This is a genomic window from Nostoc punctiforme PCC 73102, from assembly GCF_000020025.1.
GTDB lineage: Bacteria > Cyanobacteriota > Cyanobacteriia > Cyanobacteriales > Nostocaceae > Nostoc > Nostoc punctiforme.
In genome coordinates, this window is record NC_010628.1 from 2,428,770 (window position 1) to 2,446,205 (window position 17,436).

The window sequence follows — 17,436 nt, forward strand, 5'->3', positions numbered from 1 at the left end:
TTGGACTTCAAATCTGTGCCATACCGCCATCAACAAACAACTCAATGCCGTTCACGAAGCTACTGTCATCTGAAGCAAGAAAGACAACGGCTTTGGCAATCTCATCGGGTGTGCCGACTCGTCCCAGTGGAATGGCGCTGGCTTGGCTGTCCACGAATTCTTGCAACTGCTGGTCATTTAGTCCCAAATAATCGTAACCAGGAGTCGGAACCACACCAGGGCTAATGGCATTCACTCGGATCTTGCGTTCTCTGAGGTCGAGTATCCAATTCCGAGCAAACGATCTCACGGCGGCTTTGGTGGCGCTGTAAACACTGAAAGCTGGCGTACCTTTTATAGAAGTAATCGAAGCATTCAGGATAATAGAAGCGCCCTCTGGTAAGAGTGGCAGCGCCTTTTGTACGGTGAACAGCAAACCTTTGACGTTTACGTTGAATGTTTTGTCAAAGTGTTCCTCAGTGATTGCTCCAAGTGGGGCAATTTGTCCACCTCCAGCATTAGCGAAGATGATATCGAGGTGTCCTTGCTCTTGCTTAATAGTGGCAAACAGACGATCGAGGTCTGCCAGATTAGAAACATCGCTCTGTACAGCCGTAACATTTTTACCAATGGCTTCTACAGCAGCATCCAGTTCGACTTGGCGACGACCCGTGATGTAGACATAGGAACCTTCAGCAACAAACTGTTTAGCTGTGGCAAGACCGATACCACTGTTGCCACCCGTGACAAGGGCGATTTTTCCTTCTAGTTTTTTCATTATGTTAATCTGATGGGGATTCTGGATTTGTATGAACCATTGAAGTGTTATCGGTTCTGTTGCATCACAACTTTGAGAATAGCAGATTTAACCCTTCATTCATTCTTGGAACCAGTTGGGGCAAGGGCTGTATCTTAACTTAGTACCATTTCTTACATCTCCTTTGATCGATCTGCTTAATGACTCTGCTTAAGACTTGCAACGAGGTCAGTCACTTGACGTTGAGCCTCTGCGCTCAGTGAGTCAAAGTCGTCTAAGAAGAATTGACGTTCTAGCGTTAACTTCCGGGTATTGAGTAACCCTTCGATCTGCCAACCTTCGTCGCCTTTTGTTACGACGTATAGCGGCAGCGAATCTCGTGACGCTGAAGTTTCGGTTTGTCCGGGCAGTATTACCCTGATAACTACAAGCATGAGCGCGAGTTGCGAGTTCACGAAGCGGACAAAATCCACCTCACCCTCCAAGCGTGTTCCTTTGACAACTGTATCGAACGCTTGCTGATGAAATGCAGCGATTTCTTTTCGACCCTTGAGATGTGTGCCCTCGAACGTGATGAAATCAGCAGTTTCGCTGAATGGGGCAGCGAAGCCTTCGCCGCTACCTCGATTCCAAGCATCAATCATCTGGCGATGAAAAGCACGGATTGCCGACTCGTCAGCAGTAGTGGTGGTTTGATCTGTTTGTAAATTCATAGTTTTGAGTTTTCCTTTTAAGTGATAGACCAGTTCTCAAGCGAGCAGACGCAACGATTCCTCCCAAAGGCGATCGGCGTTGTTCGTGTTGAGGGCGTAGGGAGCAACACCACTGTAGTCTTTGGTTTGCTGGGTAACGATCGTAGCTTCGTTGCAGTCCTCGAAGTAGCGACCACCAATGCCTTCCACTAAGGGGGAGGTTGCCAGCAGAATTGAAGTGGCAGCACCCTGCTCTGGTGTTTTTTGCAATTCTGCCGGGGTCTGGATACCACCAACGTGGCGTTGGAGATTGGTGGCGATCGCCCCAGGCATCAAAGCATTGGCAGTAATGCCATCCCTGAACCAGCGCCCAGTACCAGCGACAGCGAAGAGTACGTTCGCTGTTTTGGACTGCCCGTATGCCAACCACGGATCATAGGGACGGAACGCGAAGTGGATATCATCGAATACAATCGGCGAGAGCATGTGGGCGCTAGAACTGACAGACACGATGCGCGCAGCACCGTCCGCCGCCAGAGCATCGTGGAGTCCGAGTGTTAGAGCGAAGTGTCCGAGGTGGTTGGTGGCAAACTGCATCTCCCAACCTTCGGGTGTGTGCTGTTCAGGCAATGCCATTACCCCTGCGTTGTTGACGAGGATATGTAGTGGTTCATTCCACGCGGCAATGAATTTAGCGATCGCTCCTCGGTCGGTCAGGTCAAGTTTGGCGACGTGAATATTTTGATTCCCAGTGATAGCAGTGATGTCAGCCGCCGTCTTTGCCCCAGCATCGACGTTATGCACAGCCAACGTAACTTCGGCTCCAGCGTGAGCCAACGCCCGCGCCGTTTCTACACCGATACCCGATGCTGCTCCCGTGACGATCGCCCGTTTGCCAGAGAGATCGATTCCCTGTGCTACCTCAGAGGCGGTAGAGTGCCGTCCAAATGGTGTGGTAATTCGTGCCATTGCGTGTTCCTTTCTTTATAGATGTTAGGAGCGATCGCTGACTTCTAGATAAGTTGAGTTGGCTGGATTTTGTACTTTGTGCTTAACGAGAAGAGTTTGTCGAGTGCAACTTGTTTTAATAGAGTTGTCGGGAAATAAAAGATAAGTGAGGCAATGCTGGTCTTGTAATTGGGATTCTCTTAAGCAGCCATCAAGTAGAAGTTCCATAATCCTGCTGCGGTCAGCATCAAATGGTCATCAAAGTTTTCAATCCGATTACGATAAATGACACTGGCGGCGTTGTAGCGCTTCACACCAGCAAAGGCATTTTCGCAAACTACACGGGATTGACTCAATTGACGATTCTCCGTTTTTTGAAGGTCACTTAACTTGCCCCCTTTGGGCTTTTTGTGAGGAAGATGGAGATTGTCATACTGCTTCTGTAATCCCTGAAAGCCCGAGTCTACTTCAATCGGAATTTCATCAGGCACACTACCTGCAATGTCATCTTCGTCATGAAAACGTTTGTCATGCAGTTTGCCTTCTCGTGCTTTGCTTAAGATCAAGACCCGTTTGGTTTCATCAACTGCCGCCAAGTGTTTACGCGTATGACGTTTCTTTTTACCGGAGTAATTCTGTTGTTGTTGTTCTCTTTCTTGAGGTCGCGCAATTGGGCGTTCTGTCCCATCAATCATCACTCGTTGCACTCCTGGAAAGCGTGACAAAAATGCTTCAATGCTTTCGAGATGGCGTTCCGGCAGCGCCATCTTCTGTCCCAAAGCCGCTTCTAATATTGGCTGCAATCGATGCATCCACTCATGTGCCTGGGAGCGATGCATATCAAAGAGCAGTCCCGCCACATCAAAGGTCGGATAACATTTGAAATAGAAAAGGATGAAAAACAATTTGTCTTGGGCTGTAAGTAAGCGGGCTTTGCGTCCTCCACCCAGGCCACGTTGACGAGGCTTGGCCTGTTGAGTATCTAGGTACATCGTGGTAAACGTGGGCAAAAGGGCATCAAATGCTTTCCGGTTCAACCCAGTTAATGCCCTCAACAGTCGGTCTTGCTTCAGCGCACCTTCAATATTCAGCATCATTCTTCCCTACCACTGCTGTCTATTCTCTCTTATTTCCCGACAAGTCTATTACTTCGGTTCAAGAGTGGATGTCTGCTGACACTGGTGATTGGATTTGTCCGATTGATTTTGCTCCAATCGTGTGGAATCAGTTAATCAATAAATGTAGCTCCCAGTTTAAAACCTTATACCCCTCTACCCAGTCATAGGAAGAGTTTCAAGTTATCAACTGTGCCATAGCTGATGATCTATTGAGTAGTGCTAATAGCAGATTTCAATTGAAGTTTAATATTTGTACCTTTTTTAAGGGCAACTTCTCCACCAGGGCTAGACAAAACAAAAGCAGCCGCAGCTGCACCACCTGCGAGCCCACCATGCTTGAACTTGGCTTGATTACCAAGAAAATGACCTGCAATTGTACCACCTAAAATAATCCCTGTATTTTGAATGAACTTACCTTTGGTTTTTGTTTCTAACTTGGTGTTTACTAAAGTTGCATCAATGGGATAAGATGAACCATTTTTAAGCGAAATATCATCAAAAACTAAATGTAAACTTGCTTTTTTTCCTTTAGCAGCTTTGACTACATCTTCCAGGTGTCCCTGTATTTGACCTTCTTGAAGAACTTTATTAACTCCGGTTGAGGAATTCTTGATTTCTAAAACAAAGCGGTCATTATTTTGGCTTTTACTCGTAGATATCTCTTGTTGAAGAACAGTCTCAAAACTTGTTCCAGCAGGTACAGATATTTGTTGATTATTTGGTTGACTAGATGTGCCTTCAGGAAGCGCAGTTTTATTGCTACTAGAAGTATTGTCAGTCTGGGTATTAGTTTTATTACAACTTGATGTGCTACTTAATAAAATAACACTCAATAACAATGGCAACAGATTTTTCATAGCGACGATGTTGATGTAATGAATAATAACAATACAATCTTTTCAGGGTTTTTCGGTTATTTTTATGGAAAACCTGGCTCAAAATCCTTGAAAGCCTTATTCTGTAAGTATTTCATTTAAAACAAAGTTATAATTCTTTATAACCCTTACCCCATCTGACTTTTCACGGGAAGTACTGAAACCCTCCTCAAGGCTGATTGCATTCTCAAAGTCATCGCTTCTACACCGCTTGTCTATTTTGGGAATTATTTTATCTGAGCTAAAATTCTTTTACTTTGGTTCTACTTTTACTTTGGTTCCACTCTCAGATAAAACTGCGTACCTACAAACAGAGTACCTCTCTTGGTTGGATCTACGTTTTCTACTACCTCAGTTTTACCTACAGCAATCAAACCTAGACCAAAAATTTCGCTTGTTGCTGCGTCAAGTTGTTTTTGTGTTGCACCCGTTTGACTCAAATCGATTGACGAAACTGGAGAAATCTTCGGCTTATTTAGAACCAGATTATCTGTGGAGAAGCAAGGAGTTGTGATGCAACGAATGCCATTGTCTTTTAGTGCCACAAAAGTACCATTTGCTGGGGCATTTGTCGCGGCATAGAAGGCTTCTTTTACTCTCAAATTCCCAAACTCACCGAAGAGAGGAAATGTTACTGGAACGATGCTACCTCTGAGAATCACACGGCTACCATCATCATTTTGAATTTTTACCAGTTGGTAAGGTGAAACTTTCAGAGAACTCCAATCAATTGCAGACACATAACATTCGGAGCGAAAAACACCATCTAAGCAAGGAGTCGCTTTCAAGTTGACTTGTTTGATAAAATATCCACCGCATATTGGAGAAGCACATCTGCGAAAATCTCTCCGTATCGTGTAATATCCCCACTGTGGAAACTTTTGGTTTTTGACAGTGGCGGCAACAGAATCAGTAGTCTCTGGAGCAGAAATATTTTGCGCCCATACTTTGGAGAAAAATGCGTTGGTGACTATTATTGCACCTAATAGAGGAATAATTGAGGCTTTGTAGTTCAATGATTGTTTGTTCATGGTAACTTTAGATTTTATTTGAGGATTCAATACTTTTGTTAAGAGCAGAGTTGACAACATTTTTAGCAAAAACTGCCAAAATTACCTATATACAAACTCGTAGTTGATAAGGTAAGTTGGAATACTATAACTCTTACACTACTGACAATAGGTTAAAAAACCTTACAGGAAACCTTAAAGGAATTTTAAGGACTCTAGAACTTACGAATTGACAGAAAACTATCTATGTGCATTCAAGCCCACCTTTTGTTTAAGGTGTTCTAGGATGAAGTCACGAGCGACCTGAAGTTAGTAATTGCTCTGATTGTCCGAACCCTAAACACAGCCATCTACTGATACACCTATTCATCACGGAGCGATCGTCAAACTTTTCGGTCTACTGATTGTAGCTGTAAGGTTGACTTCCGATCCAAGTCATGTGGCGGCGTTGAGCGCAGTCTTGACGCTAAGTTGGCCGATTTTCGCCCTACCTGGGGGCATTATTTCAGATCGCAGAGACAGGAAATGGTTGATGGTTTGGGCCAACATAGCACGAGCGGTAGCAATGGTACTGCTTGCACTAGCGGCAACTACTGAAGATCTAACTATCTGGACTTTGTATGCGATCGCTTTTGGGCTGGGTGCAAGTGAGACACTCGCGGATACGGCAGGGATGGCAATTGTCCCAGCAGTGGTGAAGCGCTCAAGACTTAGATTGAACTAATGGACTGGCTGAGGGAGTCAGAACTATCGCTAACGATTTCATTGGACCACCCCTAGCAGGAGCACTGCTAACAACAGGTTTTGTACTACTTAGTTTTTTGAGCTGCCTGGGCTACTTGGGAGCTGCATTTGCACTATTGCCCATGCATGGGTGCTATCGCTAAATCATTTTATCAGTAGTAAGAATAAATTTATATTTTTTAAACCGTATTAACGCTTAAAGAGGAAAGATGAGTTTGAGTTACAACTTGCAAAACTCTCTTTTTTGACCCAAAACAAGCTAGGATTTCCTTTGAGTAATAATTTCGAGACAGGGATTATCTACCTTAATAGAAAAAAATATATGTGCAACTTTAGATTTGAGTAAATCATTATCAAACTTTTCTTCGCAGGTAACAAAACATTTAGAATTGACAAACATCACGGAATTGAATGGAAAAATTGTTGAAGAAAGAGAAAGAGGAATTAGAGAACTTGCACTTATTTTAGCTGGTCAATGTATTGCTATTTTGTTGTATAACCTTTCACAATCTCAGTCAGCTAATCAAACAGCTATGAATAAAACAAAAGGCTGGTGGGATGGCAATATGCAAAATCACGGTTATAGAAAGCGACAAATATTAACAGTTGGAAACGTTTTAATTAATTTAAATTTACCATATATGGTAAAGAAAAAGTCAACAAACCAGACCACAAATAAAATAGCAATTCAAGGATTCTGTCCCTTATTAAAGTGGTTGGGAATGTCATCCGGCTTAACCCCATTAGTATGGTCAACAGTTGCCCAATACGGTGCAATTACTAGCTCATTTGAAGCCGCTTGTACAACTTTGATGGGTTGGGGAATTAACCTTAGCTTAAAACGAATTGAACGTTTAACATATAAATTTGGTCAAATTGGGATCAACTTACGCCAATCTAAAATCTTAAATCGCCAATTAGGGAATTTAGCTGAAGGTAATATTCTTAAAGACCAAAGAGAAGTCAAAAGCCGTAGATGGTGGTCGGAGTAAAATCCGAATTAATAAAAAGGGGAGAAAAAACTCCAAAACTAAGTGACACGGGTTTATTGGCAAATGGGTTGAGCCAAAGTTATTCACAATTTATGTTGTTGATGAGCAAGGTAAAAAAATAAATACTTCTGAAATTCCTATTACGAATGATGGCACTTATGAAGGATATAAAGCGCTTTTAGAGATTTTAGAAGCGGATTTAGTTGACTTGGGAATTAGTCAAGCAGAACAAGTCTTATTAATCGGGGATGGAGCAGAGTGGATCTGGATACATATTCCCCCACTTTTGGCAAGATTAGGATGCCCAGTTGAAACTTATCAGCTATTCGATTTTTATCATGTTACGGAAAATTTAAAAGTATTTGCAGACGCGGCTTTTAATGAAGAAGTAGAGTCTAAAGAGTGGTTTGTAAAAGTTAGAAAGAGTTTAAAAAAAGGTAAAGCCAAAATTTTAATCAGCCAAATGGATGAGTTGATTGCTGTAGCTACCGGAGAGCGGTGTAAGATTATGGTCGTTAAGCGAAATTATATTTTAGATGCTTATCGTAAAGGGCGTTTAAATTATGATAAAGCAATAAATAAAAACCTCCCTCTTGGCAGTGGCGCGATTGAAAGTTTAATCCGCCAAGCTGTCAACTTAAGAATCAAGGGAAACAGTAAATTCTGGTTGAAAGAAAATGCAGAAATTATGTTACATCTGCGTTGTCAATGGATAGCTAAAAATTGGGATAATTTTTGTGGTTATATCTTTAATTCCTTTATTAAACCAAAAACTGCTTGATAAATTTTATACTTTAGTTCTACTCTCAACTTCTTATTTGATTTAATTAACACTAAATATAAAAGACTGATTGTAGATATTTTTGGTAACAATCGTCAAACGACTTGCTATTTATCTTTTTGAGATATCTCATCAAGATGAATTCTCGTGGCTAGCAGCACATATTTAGTAAATAAAGTCACTTCTTACTTAGATTTGATTTTTGCAATCGCTTACTTTTTACGCAATCTGACAAAACCGCATTGCTCGCATATTACTTTCATACTTCGGGCCTTGCTTAGTAGCTACAAAAGTCAGCCTGTTGTCTTGAGAAACTTTAGGTGCAGCAATTACGGCATTGCTGAAGTTGAAAATTGTGGTTGAGAGTAAACCGAGTAGGATAAGTGCTAGAAATTTGATTAAACGCATCATAGTTAGTTATGAAAAATATGAACAGTTTTTAGTTTGAAAATTGAGAATGACCGAACAAGGTAACTTGATTTATCTAGTTGCAAAGCTTGATTCGCTAGCCGGAAATTTAACTAATAAAAAAGTATTTCTATCTCTCCTGTGGGAGTATTTAGGGCTTGCTGAAAAAAAAGAAAAGGTTGCAGTCTCTAGATTCTCAGACCAAAGAAGTATATTCAGGTGCAAGACAAGAAGGTAAAATAGCCCAAAATCCTTGCATCACAGTGGTTCGTCGCAGCATAGTGTATCATTATTAACTATGTACTGAAAAGAAGAATCAACTCCAATTCCAGCAGAAAGTTTTGAGCTTCCATTTGAGGGAAAGTTATCATCAGATAATCGTTGGATAATTATGGCCGATTTAATACCCTGGACAGAATTTGAGTCGGAATATTCTGCCGGATTCTCCGCAGAGATAGGGGCACCAGCAAAGTCATTTCGGATGGCGTTAGGTGCATTAATAATTAAAGAGAAACTAAGTATAAGCGACAGGGAAACAGTAGAGCAAATCAAGGAGAATCCTTATTTACAGTACTTTATAGGGATGTCATCTTATAGTAACAAAACTCCATTTGACGCATCCATGTTAGTACATTTTCGAGAAAGAATCAGTGCAGAACTAGTCAATAATGTGAATCAAGAAATGGTTAAGAAGATGCTAGAGTTAGCATCTTCTATTGACACCGAAAAAAAACAGAAGACGCTCGCGAACTCGCTAACGCTGCGCTATCGACAGAAAAAGCAGCAGAACAAGGTAATACGCTAAGAAATCGAGGGAAATTAATATTAGATGCGACTTGTGTGCCTAGTGATATCAGCTATCCAACAGATTTAAACCTATTAAATCAAGCGAGAAAACAGACAGAAAGAATAATTGACTTGCTTTATGAACAGATAAAGGGAATATTAGAGAAAAAACCAAGGACTTACCGAGAAATAGCTAGGAAAGACTACTTAGAAGTAGCTAAAAAACGTCGTGTATCTCAAAAAGAGAGGAGAAAAGCGATTAAAAAACAACTCCAATATATTAAAAGAAACTTATCCTATATTGACCAGCTAATTGTAGCAGGAGCATCTCTAAAAAGTTTAACTAATAGACAATATAAGATGTTGCTGGTAGTCGCAGAAGTATATCGTCAACAACTATGGCTGTATGAAAATAAAAAGCAGAGCATTGATGACCGTATTGTAAGTTTAAGCCAACCACATATCCGTCCAATTGTCCGAGGAAAAGCGGGTAAAGCCGTGGAATTTGGCGCTAAACTATCTGCTAGTTACTTTGATGGATATGCATTTTTAGACCATATTAGATGGGATAACTTTAATGAATCAGGAGACTTAAAAACACAAATAGAATCCTTTAAAAACTACACTGGATATTATCCAGAATCTGTTCATGTTGATAAAATTTATCGCAAAGCGAGAAAACCGATCTTGGTGCAAAGAAAGAGGTATTAGAATCAGTGGAGTTCCTTTAGGAAGACCGCCAAAAAATGTGAGTAAAGAAAAAAAGAAGCAAGCTTTACAAGATGAGAGGATTCGTAATTGTATTGAAGGCAAATTTGGACAAGCTAAAAGAAGATTTAGCTTGAGTAGAGTAATGGCGAAACTTCCTCATACAACTCTAACTGTGATTGCTATTACTTTTTTAGTCATGAATCTTTCTACTCACCTGTCACGGTTTTTTTGTGCCTTTTTATGTCTATTTTGGAAAAATAGACATTTTTTAGCGATTGACATAACCAAGCATTATGATTTTGCTAGCTATAGGCAACAAAAACTTATCTTTGACCTTGCTTAAATAACTAGTAGTGTACCAAGGTAACTTTGCTAAGTAAAACCTCTAATTGGTAAAATAGCCAAAAACGGGGTGTAACATGGCAAAAAAGTACATTGTTGACTTGAATGAAGATGAAGTTTCCCAACTGCAATCGATAATTAAGAAAGGTAAGCATAAGGCAAGAACCATAAGCCGTGCAAACATTCTTTTGATGGCTTCCGAAGGAGAAACGGATCAAGCGATCGCTAGCATAGTTAGAGCGCATGTTGCAACAGTGCAACGAATACGAGAAAAATTTGTCATTGGAGGGTTAGATTTTGCTTTAAAGGATGAAGTTCATCCACCAAAACATAAAAAATTAGATGAAAAGCAAGAAGCATTTTTGATTGCAACAGCTTGTTCTAATCCGCCAGAAGGAAGAGTGCGTTGGACAATGCAATTATTAGCAGATCATTTAGTGAACGTTGGTATCATAGATTCAATCTCAGATGAAACAGTACGTCAAACTTTAAAAAAAATGAAATTAAGCCTTGGTTGAAAGAACAATGGTGTATTCCTGAAGTTAACGCAGAATATGTTTTCCGAATGGAAGATGTGCTGGATTTATACAATGAGCCTTATGATCCTAAACGCCCTGTAGTCTGCTTTGATGAACGTCCATACCAATTAGTAGAAGAAGTAAGACTTCCTTTGCCACCACAGCCAGAGCAACCTGAACGTTATGATTTTGAGTATAAACGTAACGGGACAGTAAATTTATTCGCATGTTTTCAACCCTTGGCTGGATGGCGGCATATCGAAGTTACAGAACGTCGAACTAAAGCCGATTTTGCTAAACAAATGAAAAATTTAGTAGATGTTTCCTACCGAGATGCCGATGTTATTCGTTTAGTAGTTGATAACTTGAATATTCATACACCCAATGCATTATATGAAGTTTTTCCACCAGAAGAAGCACGTCGAATTATTCAAAAGTTAGAGTTTCACTATACTCCTAAACACGCTTCTTGGTGAGCCAGTGCGTTGGGCGGGTTCCCCGACTTGAAGCAACTGGCGAACCCGAAGGGCTGAATCAGGTAGAAATCGAATTATCTGTTTTATCTCGCCAATGTTTAGAACGGCGTATTCCTAATGCAGAAACATTAACTTCTGAGATTGCCGCTTGGGAGAAAAAACGTAATCAGCAAAAAGCTAGTGTTTATTGGGGTTTTCAAACCAAAGATGCTCGCCGAAAAATGGAGCGTTTATATCCAAATTTAACATAGCAAAGTTAGCTTGGCAGACTACTAGTCAACCCAAAAGAATTGCTTTTTTATGACTTTTTCAGCAAGCCCTAATTAACTCACAAGGACGTTCTCTCTCACCCGGTAGTGGTGCAGCGATCGCAATTGGATTGCCTGTGCGATCGGCAATACGTACCATTCCGCCTAGCCCTGCTTCCAGATTGGTAGAAAATAAACTAGCAATTGGCTGGAGAACATCGGCGATCGAATCAGCAGCATCAGCTTGGCTTTCTACTAGTTGCAGCAGTCTGCTATCATCACTGACAATCCAATACCATCCTGGCTTAGGTTTTGCAGTTTTGTCTAGGTTTTCAAGAAGGGTTAGGTCATCTACACATCGAGCAATCAAATATTCGTGTTTATCAAGCACGTCAAATCCCAAAGTAAGATTTTGAAATAAGGGAGTTCCTGGAACCTGGCTTAGTTCAGATTGGGGATGAAAAACACGACGCACTTTTGCATCATATTGTAGCAATTAACTCTGCTAAGTCCTGTCTGCTGCGTCCTCTAGGTGACATCAGTTCTATCTCGAAGCCGATTTTCCAATTTAAAAAAGACATAACTGTGTTTTGTAATCATATTCACCCTGCACTGACTTGAGCTAGCGGCGGGCGCTGAATTTTGAATTTGCTTGATATATATAGAGATGATTGTAATTTTGGAGTTTCATCTCTTCATTGCATATAGCTGACAATTATTGGTAAAGTGGTGAAGATTTTTGTGAGAGTTGCAGATACTTTACTCCTAATTTCTTTCTGCAACCTTTTTGACTGATACAGCGATCGCTTTAGCGTTTTTGGCAATCTTGAACAGCAGGGGCAGAAGCTTGACGCTGGGAATACTTAACTTCCCATCCCGGTAAATTCCACCAGACAACACGCTTTTCTGGCTGTACCCAAAAGTCTAGTTGTTTGATTTTGCCATTTTCAAAAACTAGTTTCGGGAAGGTAGGATAGTCGCGATCGTCACTCTCGCTATAGTTGCGTCCAAGATAGTTAAAACAAGTCTTTAATCCTTGAGTAACTCCCAACTCTTCAATTCCAATGCCTTTCAAGGTCGAGTTGTCGTAGCTGAAGCTGCCATTGAACGATTTGCCTACTAGCGATCCTTTGGTCACATTGATTGTGAAGTCATAGCTAACAGTAGAGTTTTGGGCTTGGCTTGTTGCGATTACAGCAGTGGTAAGAGCAGCAGTTGTAATGGCGCTGACACAAAACGCCCACCCTGGAGGGACGATCGCAATTGAAAATTTGGGCAATAGTTTGAGCATGTTAGTATTGATGGCTGAGGTTTAGTTATTTCAGATAATTTGTGCGATCGCTCCAACAGGCGATCGCACAGTTGAGGATGTCTAACTAAGTGTTAATTATACAGACAAAAGCACTTTTAGAAATTAGGAGCGAGCATATCGTAGTGCTTTTTTAAGCAGCTCATCATTACCCAAAATATTGAAGTAAGTTGATAAATTAAACGGTCAGATAGGTTACACATCAGGAATGGTTTTATCTTGATGCAAAAAACGTTTTTGTATGCACTTATTTTTGCAGTTCACTGCGGGATATAGACGTAATTTTTCAAGTCTACGCGCATATCCCACTTGCGATCGCGCAACAACTTTTGCCAAGCACCGATTCGCTCTTCCATGTCGCCGCTATCGCGCGTGGGGAACTGAAGACGTAATTCCATGAACCTATCCACGAAATCTTCCTCATTGTCTGTGTCGTCGCTCGCCTCTGTGAAAAGGTGTTCAACCCCCCAATTCTCAGAATTGTCGTCTTCCATACCAGCGTTCATGGCTGTATCTATGAGTACGCCAATCGTCAGCGCTTTCATGTAATTCTTCGACTTGAGCAGTTTCAGCGTCGGCTGCCAGTAGGTGGAGATGTAGGCATCCCACTGAGCCTTCCACCATTTCTGGTCGTTGGCGATCGCATGGACTTTTTCGATGATTTCGTCTACAGGGAGATTGCTATAGTCCTGACCGTAATTCTTCCAAATAACATCTGCGTCATTGTAGCCCTTGCCTGTCGTAGCACCATAGATGCCGATAGTTACGCCGCGACCGTCTTCAATGTCCTCTGCATAACCGTAGATAATTTCTTCATCGACTGTCTGCCACCACTTGCTATTAGCCTGTTCTGGCCCGTTGATCATGCCAAGGATGTTTGTGAGTTGCTGTGCATCCAAGCCAGTCAGGGTGTTCAGCTGGTTTAGCGTGCCAGGCGGAAAGAACTCAACGCCAGGTACTTCTTGCGTAGGGGGTTCGTCAATTTTAGGCAAGCAGATTTCCTGACCAGTTTGCAAATTCTCAGCTTCTTCTTCGGTGAAGGGAATACCATTAGGATTCATGATTTCCCGCCAGCGATCGCCATCTCCTAATTCTCGTGCTGCAATTTCAAAGAGCGTGTCATTAGGTTTTATGGTGTAGGAACTACCGATTTTACAAGACATAAATTACCTCAACTTAGTTCTATTTTTGTGGATATTTTTGGTACAACTAACTAGTTGCAAACTTTATTGGCGTTACAGCATGGCGTAAATAAACCACCTATTGGAAATGTCTAAACCCATGCCAAAAGATAATTACGAATTACGAATTACGCCTTGCAGATAAAGTCTTCGCTAGTGCTGGAGCCTTTCTTTAAGTTGCGCTTCGTAGAGAGACGCTGGAGAAAGCTTGCCCTTTTCGCCTTCCACGTTTCCAATTGCACCTGAGAATTTGAACTTTTTCTGCACTTTACCTGTTGAAGACACCGCGTAGTTCTGCGCCGTTGGTGGTTTCTGCACAATTATTGTGCCGTTGTAGTTCCAAATAGTGGAGTGTGCTGCCGCCCAACCGTGACCACTGCCGAAATTGCCGCGATTAATCAAAGCGATGCTTCCAGTATCAGGACTGTTCTCATCGATGCTATCGAAGAGCATGGCTTGAGTCCAGAGTCGATGTCCTTCACTGTCGGAGTTATCTGCGGAGTTAGAGCCTAAGCCTTTCGACTTGCATTTGTGGAAGACAATTCCAGAAGCGCTACTCGTACCGTTAGAGATAAAGTTATGGCGGCCGTTTGTCGCCTCACAGTTCTGGAATAAGATGAGTTGACTGTGCTTTTCGGTGTTGAAATTGTACATACGTCCGCCCGTGCGAATGGCAATTGGGTCGAATGCCTTGACATCTGTCACCGTTACCCTCAATGCTCCTTCTGTGTACACACCAGAGAATCCAAAGTGCAGGGCGGTGAGATTACGCACCCAGGCATCTTCTGCACCGATAACGCTAACAGCACTCCACAGGGATTTTTCGTCTTCGCCGCCTTTATCAATTTCGATGCGTAGATTCTCAAGCCCCACATTTGTCAAGACTTCACTGCTGTTAATCTTGCAGACGATAGATTGTGACAACTTGCGATCGAGATGATTGTAAATCGGTGCGTCAAGTATAATCTTGTTTCCTTCCACGCGATCGACCCGTCGATAATACACAATGTCTACTTTGCCTGGTTTCCAGGGGTTTTTGTCAGGGTCGTCAACCTCACCCACACCACCACCGTCAAGCGCATCAATCCACTTCTGCGTAGAGGGATGCTTAATGATAATGGCATCGCCAGTCTTAAATAGTGAAGCATTCTCGACATTGAATTTCAGCGAACCAACTTGAACGAAATCATCTGTAATCTTGGTTTCGTCTCCTGATTTCCAAGGGGCTGGATTATTAGTACCCAGAATTACAACTGACTTATCCGTTGGTCTATCTTGTTTCCCTTGGACGATAGGCTTGTCAACTACCTTGGCAACTAGAATTGTGTCTTGAGTGCGATCGCTCCCATCACCAGAACCACGCAATACAACCCCACTCGCTTTAATTTGAATTGTACTGCGAAGTTCGTAAACTCCCGGCTTTAGTACCAAAGCACCACGAAATCCATTAGCATCAGGTTGGCGTGTCGCCACAGCATCCAGTGCTTTTTGAATGTGTGCAGTATTATCACCCGAAATCGGTGAGATGCTTGAAACTTCAGGAACATTGGGCAATTTGACTTCACCATAACGGTACCCCGCATAGCTATAGTCGGGAATCCGGTTTTGCTCTTTATCCGAGGTGTAAGTTAGTTTACCATTACTGCCAAAGAAGACGCGCTTTGATTGCCACTCACCCGTCGGTGGTACAGAGCCATTAGGAATGCAGATTTCCTGACCCGTTTGCAAATTCTCAGCTTCCTTTTCCGTGAAGGGAATGCCGTTAGGATTCAAGATTTCACGCCAGTGATCGCCATCACCTAACTCCCGTTCAGCAATGATAAAAAGCGTATCACCTGATTTTATTTTGTATGAACTACCGATTTTACAAGTCATAGTTTTACATATATTGAGTATGGTTTTGTTGATAAAACTTGAGTTTGTACGCAAAATACTTTTCAGGCAGTAATCAACTCAGCAGTTAAGATAGTGAGTTAAATTTCAGCTACATCCAGGTATTAGATGTTTGGTTCAATTGCATACTTTTAGAGTAAATAGATTTGAGTAGATTTACATCGTCAAGGCTGGAAATTATTTTTCCAATTTTGGAAAGTGAATTTATGAGTGTGATTGTTAATAGAGTTGTCGGGAAATAAAAGATAAGTGAGGCAATGCTGGTCTTGTAATTGGGATTCTCTTAAGCAGCCATCAAGTAGAAGTTCCATAATCCTGCTGCGGTCAGCATCAAATGGTCATCAAAGTTTTCAATCCGATTACGATAAATGACACTGGCGGCGTTGTAGCGCTTCACACCAGCAAAGGCATTTTCGCAAACTACACGGGATTGACTCAATTGACGATTCTCCGTTTTTTGAAGGTCACTTAACTTGCCCCCTTTGGGCTTTTTGTGAGGAAGATGGAGATTGTCATACTGCTTCTGTAATCCCTGAAAGCCCGAGTCTACTTCAATCGGAATTTCATCAGGCACACTACCTGCAATGTCATCTTCGTCATGAAAACGTTTGTCATGCAGTTTGCCTTCTCGTGCTTTGCTTAAGATCAAGACCCGTTTGGTTTCATCAACTGCCGCCAAGTGTTTACGCGTATGACGTTTCTTTTTACCGGAGTAATTCTGTTGTTGTTGTCTCTTTCTTGAGGTCGCGCAATTGGGCGTTCTGTCCCATCAATCATCACTCGTTGCACTCCTGGAAAGCGTGACAAAAATGCTTCAATGCTTTCGAGATGGCGTTCCGGCAGCGCCATCTTCTGTCCCAAAGCCGCTTCTAATATTGGCTGCAATCGATGCATCCACTCATGTGCCTGGGAGCGATGCATATCAAAGAGCAGTCCCGCCACATCGAAGGTCGGATAACATTTGAAATAGAAAAGGATGAAAAACAATTTGTCTTGGGCTGTAAGTAAGCGGGCTTTGCGTCCTCCACCCAGGCCACGTTGACGAGGCTTGGCCTGTTGAGTATCTAGGTACATCGTGGTAAACGTGGGCAAAAGGGCATCAAATGCTTTCCGGTTCAACCCAGTTAATGCCCTCAACAGTCGGTCTTGCTTCAGCGCACCTTCAATATTCAGCATCATTCTTCCCTACCACTGCTGTCTATTCTCTCTTATTTCCCGACAAGTCTAATAAATCACTACCCTGTGTGTCATTTAGAACTTACTTGATTTTGAGCAATTCTACTTCCAAACAAGCTGCCCATCCTGAATAACACTAAGGTAAGCAGTTTTACCAGGGTAAGCGCGTCTCAAATGCTATTGACAAGCAGGTTTAGAGATATCATGATGTTGGGATAAACAAGCAGCAAGAATAGTAAACATATAATTATTATCCATTGCGGCTCGATTCGATTTTTGGCGATTACTGCGTTTCAAAGATGGTTCTCGATTCAAAGCATTAAGAGCAATGCATCGTAGTAAGGCAAGGTTTTGCGGCGCATGTCCTGTACGAACACGGCAAGCATCTTCGCTAAAAGTCACATCTAGAGTCCAATGCAATCCATTTTCAACGCCCCAATGGAGGCGGATAAACTGCCCCAGTCTACAAGCATCACTCTCCAAACTAGTAGT

General features: G+C 42.0%; 14 protein-coding genes and 4 pseudogenes. 4 read left to right on the forward strand and 14 right to left on the reverse strand.

Annotation, left to right across the window (positions count from 1 at the left end):
- Nucleotides 1-7 precede the first annotated feature (7 nt).
- The 6 genes from NPUN_RS10050 to NPUN_RS10075 form a co-directional block, all read right to left on the reverse strand.
- Nucleotides 8-757, reverse strand: a complete 750-nt coding sequence (locus NPUN_RS10050; RefSeq protein WP_012408642.1) for a glucose 1-dehydrogenase — start codon at nucleotides 755-757, stop codon at nucleotides 8-10.
- A gap of 176 nt (nucleotides 758-933) precedes the next feature.
- Nucleotides 934-1,449 carry an SgcJ/EcaC family oxidoreductase gene (locus NPUN_RS10055; RefSeq protein ID WP_012408643.1) on the reverse strand — a complete coding sequence of 172 codons (516 nt, stop codon included), beginning with the start codon at nucleotides 1,447-1,449 and terminating at the stop codon, nucleotides 934-936.
- A gap of 36 nt (nucleotides 1,450-1,485) precedes the next feature.
- On the reverse strand, nucleotides 1,486-2,397 hold the full coding sequence (locus NPUN_RS10060; protein WP_012408644.1) for an SDR family NAD(P)-dependent oxidoreductase: 912 nt from the start codon (nucleotides 2,395-2,397) through the stop codon (nucleotides 1,486-1,488).
- A gap of 179 nt (nucleotides 2,398-2,576) precedes the next feature.
- Entirely contained in the window at nucleotides 2,577-3,473 is an 897-nt protein-coding gene (locus NPUN_RS10065; protein ID WP_234710955.1) for a transposase, read from the reverse strand.
- Nucleotides 3,474-3,700: 227 nt separating this feature from the next.
- Nucleotides 3,701-4,351 carry a hypothetical protein gene (locus NPUN_RS10070; RefSeq protein ID WP_012408645.1) on the reverse strand — a complete coding sequence of 217 codons (651 nt, stop codon included), beginning with the start codon at nucleotides 4,349-4,351 and terminating at the stop codon, nucleotides 3,701-3,703.
- A 287-nt stretch (nucleotides 4,352-4,638) separates the two neighbouring features.
- On the reverse strand, nucleotides 4,639-5,400 hold the full coding sequence (locus NPUN_RS10075) for a DUF6748 domain-containing protein (protein ID WP_148220284.1): 762 nt from the start codon (nucleotides 5,398-5,400) through the stop codon (nucleotides 4,639-4,641).
- Between the two features lie 397 nt (nucleotides 5,401-5,797).
- On the opposite strand from NPUN_RS10075, the gene NPUN_RS40550 reads away from it, so the two are divergent.
- Nucleotides 5,798-6,103 carry an MFS transporter gene (locus NPUN_RS40550; protein WP_012408647.1) on the forward strand — a complete coding sequence of 102 codons (306 nt, stop codon included), beginning with the start codon at nucleotides 5,798-5,800 and terminating at the stop codon, nucleotides 6,101-6,103.
- A 328-nt stretch (nucleotides 6,104-6,431) separates the two neighbouring features.
- A pseudogene (locus NPUN_RS38745) lies at nucleotides 6,432-7,896 on the forward strand (ISLre2-like element ISCst1 family transposase).
- Between the two features lie 219 nt (nucleotides 7,897-8,115).
- Here NPUN_RS38745 and NPUN_RS10095 read toward each other — a convergent pair.
- Entirely contained in the window at nucleotides 8,116-8,307 is a 192-nt protein-coding gene (locus NPUN_RS10095; protein WP_148220286.1) for a hypothetical protein, read from the reverse strand.
- Between the two features lie 322 nt (nucleotides 8,308-8,629).
- On the opposite strand from NPUN_RS10095, the pseudogene NPUN_RS38250 reads away from it, so the two are divergent.
- Nucleotides 8,630-10,144, forward strand: a pseudogene (locus NPUN_RS38250) (IS5 family transposase).
- Between the two features lie 76 nt (nucleotides 10,145-10,220).
- Nucleotides 10,221-11,388, forward strand: a pseudogene (locus NPUN_RS39985) (IS630 family transposase).
- A gap of 58 nt (nucleotides 11,389-11,446) precedes the next feature.
- Here the strand turns inward: NPUN_RS39985 and NPUN_RS10120 are convergent.
- From NPUN_RS10120 to NPUN_RS10145, 7 genes and pseudogenes are all read right to left on the reverse strand, one after another.
- Nucleotides 11,447-11,881, reverse strand: a complete 435-nt coding sequence (locus NPUN_RS10120; protein WP_052304573.1) for a hypothetical protein — start codon at nucleotides 11,879-11,881, stop codon at nucleotides 11,447-11,449.
- A 312-nt stretch (nucleotides 11,882-12,193) separates the two neighbouring features.
- Nucleotides 12,194-12,676: a hypothetical protein gene (locus NPUN_RS10125; RefSeq protein ID WP_012408651.1), complete on the reverse strand. Its 483-nt coding sequence runs from the start codon at nucleotides 12,674-12,676 to the stop codon at nucleotides 12,194-12,196.
- A 278-nt stretch (nucleotides 12,677-12,954) separates the two neighbouring features.
- Nucleotides 12,955-13,857 (reverse strand): LysM peptidoglycan-binding domain-containing protein, encoded by a 903-nt coding sequence (locus NPUN_RS10130; RefSeq protein ID WP_012408652.1) that lies wholly within the window; start codon nucleotides 13,855-13,857, stop codon nucleotides 12,955-12,957.
- Between the two features lie 171 nt (nucleotides 13,858-14,028).
- Entirely contained in the window at nucleotides 14,029-15,750 is a 1,722-nt protein-coding gene (locus tag NPUN_RS10135) for a LysM peptidoglycan-binding domain-containing protein (protein WP_012408653.1), read from the reverse strand.
- Between the two features lie 301 nt (nucleotides 15,751-16,051).
- Nucleotides 16,052-16,447, reverse strand: a complete 396-nt coding sequence (locus tag NPUN_RS43090; protein ID WP_336884921.1) for a transposase family protein — start codon at nucleotides 16,445-16,447, stop codon at nucleotides 16,052-16,054.
- On the reverse strand, nucleotides 16,414-16,947 hold the full coding sequence (locus NPUN_RS43095; protein WP_234711034.1) for a helix-turn-helix domain-containing protein: 534 nt from the start codon (nucleotides 16,945-16,947) through the stop codon (nucleotides 16,414-16,416). Before NPUN_RS43095 ends, NPUN_RS43090 begins: the two co-directional genes overlap by 34 nt.
- A gap of 174 nt (nucleotides 16,948-17,121) precedes the next feature.
- Nucleotides 17,122-17,433: pseudogene (locus tag NPUN_RS10145) on the reverse strand (ISAs1 family transposase); the annotation flags it as partial.
- Nucleotides 17,434-17,436 lie beyond the last annotated feature (3 nt).

Coding starts and splice junctions, on each gene's coding strand:
- NPUN_RS10050 (WP_012408642.1), bottom strand. CDS start 757: ATGAAAAAACTAGAAGGAAAAATCGCCCTTGTCACGGGTGGCAACAGT.
- NPUN_RS10055 (WP_012408643.1), bottom strand. CDS start 1,449: ATGAATTTACAAACAGATCAAACCACCACTACTGCTGACGAGTCGGCA.
- NPUN_RS10060 (WP_012408644.1), bottom strand. CDS start 2,397: ATGGCACGAATTACCACACCATTTGGACGGCACTCTACCGCCTCTGAG.
- NPUN_RS10065 (WP_234710955.1), bottom strand. CDS start 3,473: ATGATGCTGAATATTGAAGGTGCGCTGAAGCAAGACCGACTGTTGAGG.
- NPUN_RS10070 (WP_012408645.1), bottom strand. CDS start 4,351: ATGAAAAATCTGTTGCCATTGTTATTGAGTGTTATTTTATTAAGTAGC.
- NPUN_RS10075 (WP_148220284.1), bottom strand. CDS start 5,400: ATGAACAAACAATCATTGAACTACAAAGCCTCAATTATTCCTCTATTA.
- NPUN_RS10095 (WP_148220286.1), bottom strand. CDS start 8,307: ATGATGCGTTTAATCAAATTTCTAGCACTTATCCTACTCGGTTTACTC.
- NPUN_RS10125 (WP_012408651.1), bottom strand. CDS start 12,676: ATGCTCAAACTATTGCCCAAATTTTCAATTGCGATCGTCCCTCCAGGG.
- NPUN_RS10130 (WP_012408652.1), bottom strand. CDS start 13,857: ATGTCTTGTAAAATCGGTAGTTCCTACACCATAAAACCTAATGACACG.
- NPUN_RS10135 (WP_012408653.1), bottom strand. CDS start 15,750: ATGACTTGTAAAATCGGTAGTTCATACAAAATAAAATCAGGTGATACG.
- NPUN_RS43095 (WP_234711034.1), bottom strand. CDS start 16,947: ATGATGCTGAATATTGAAGGTGCGCTGAAGCAAGACCGACTGTTGAGG.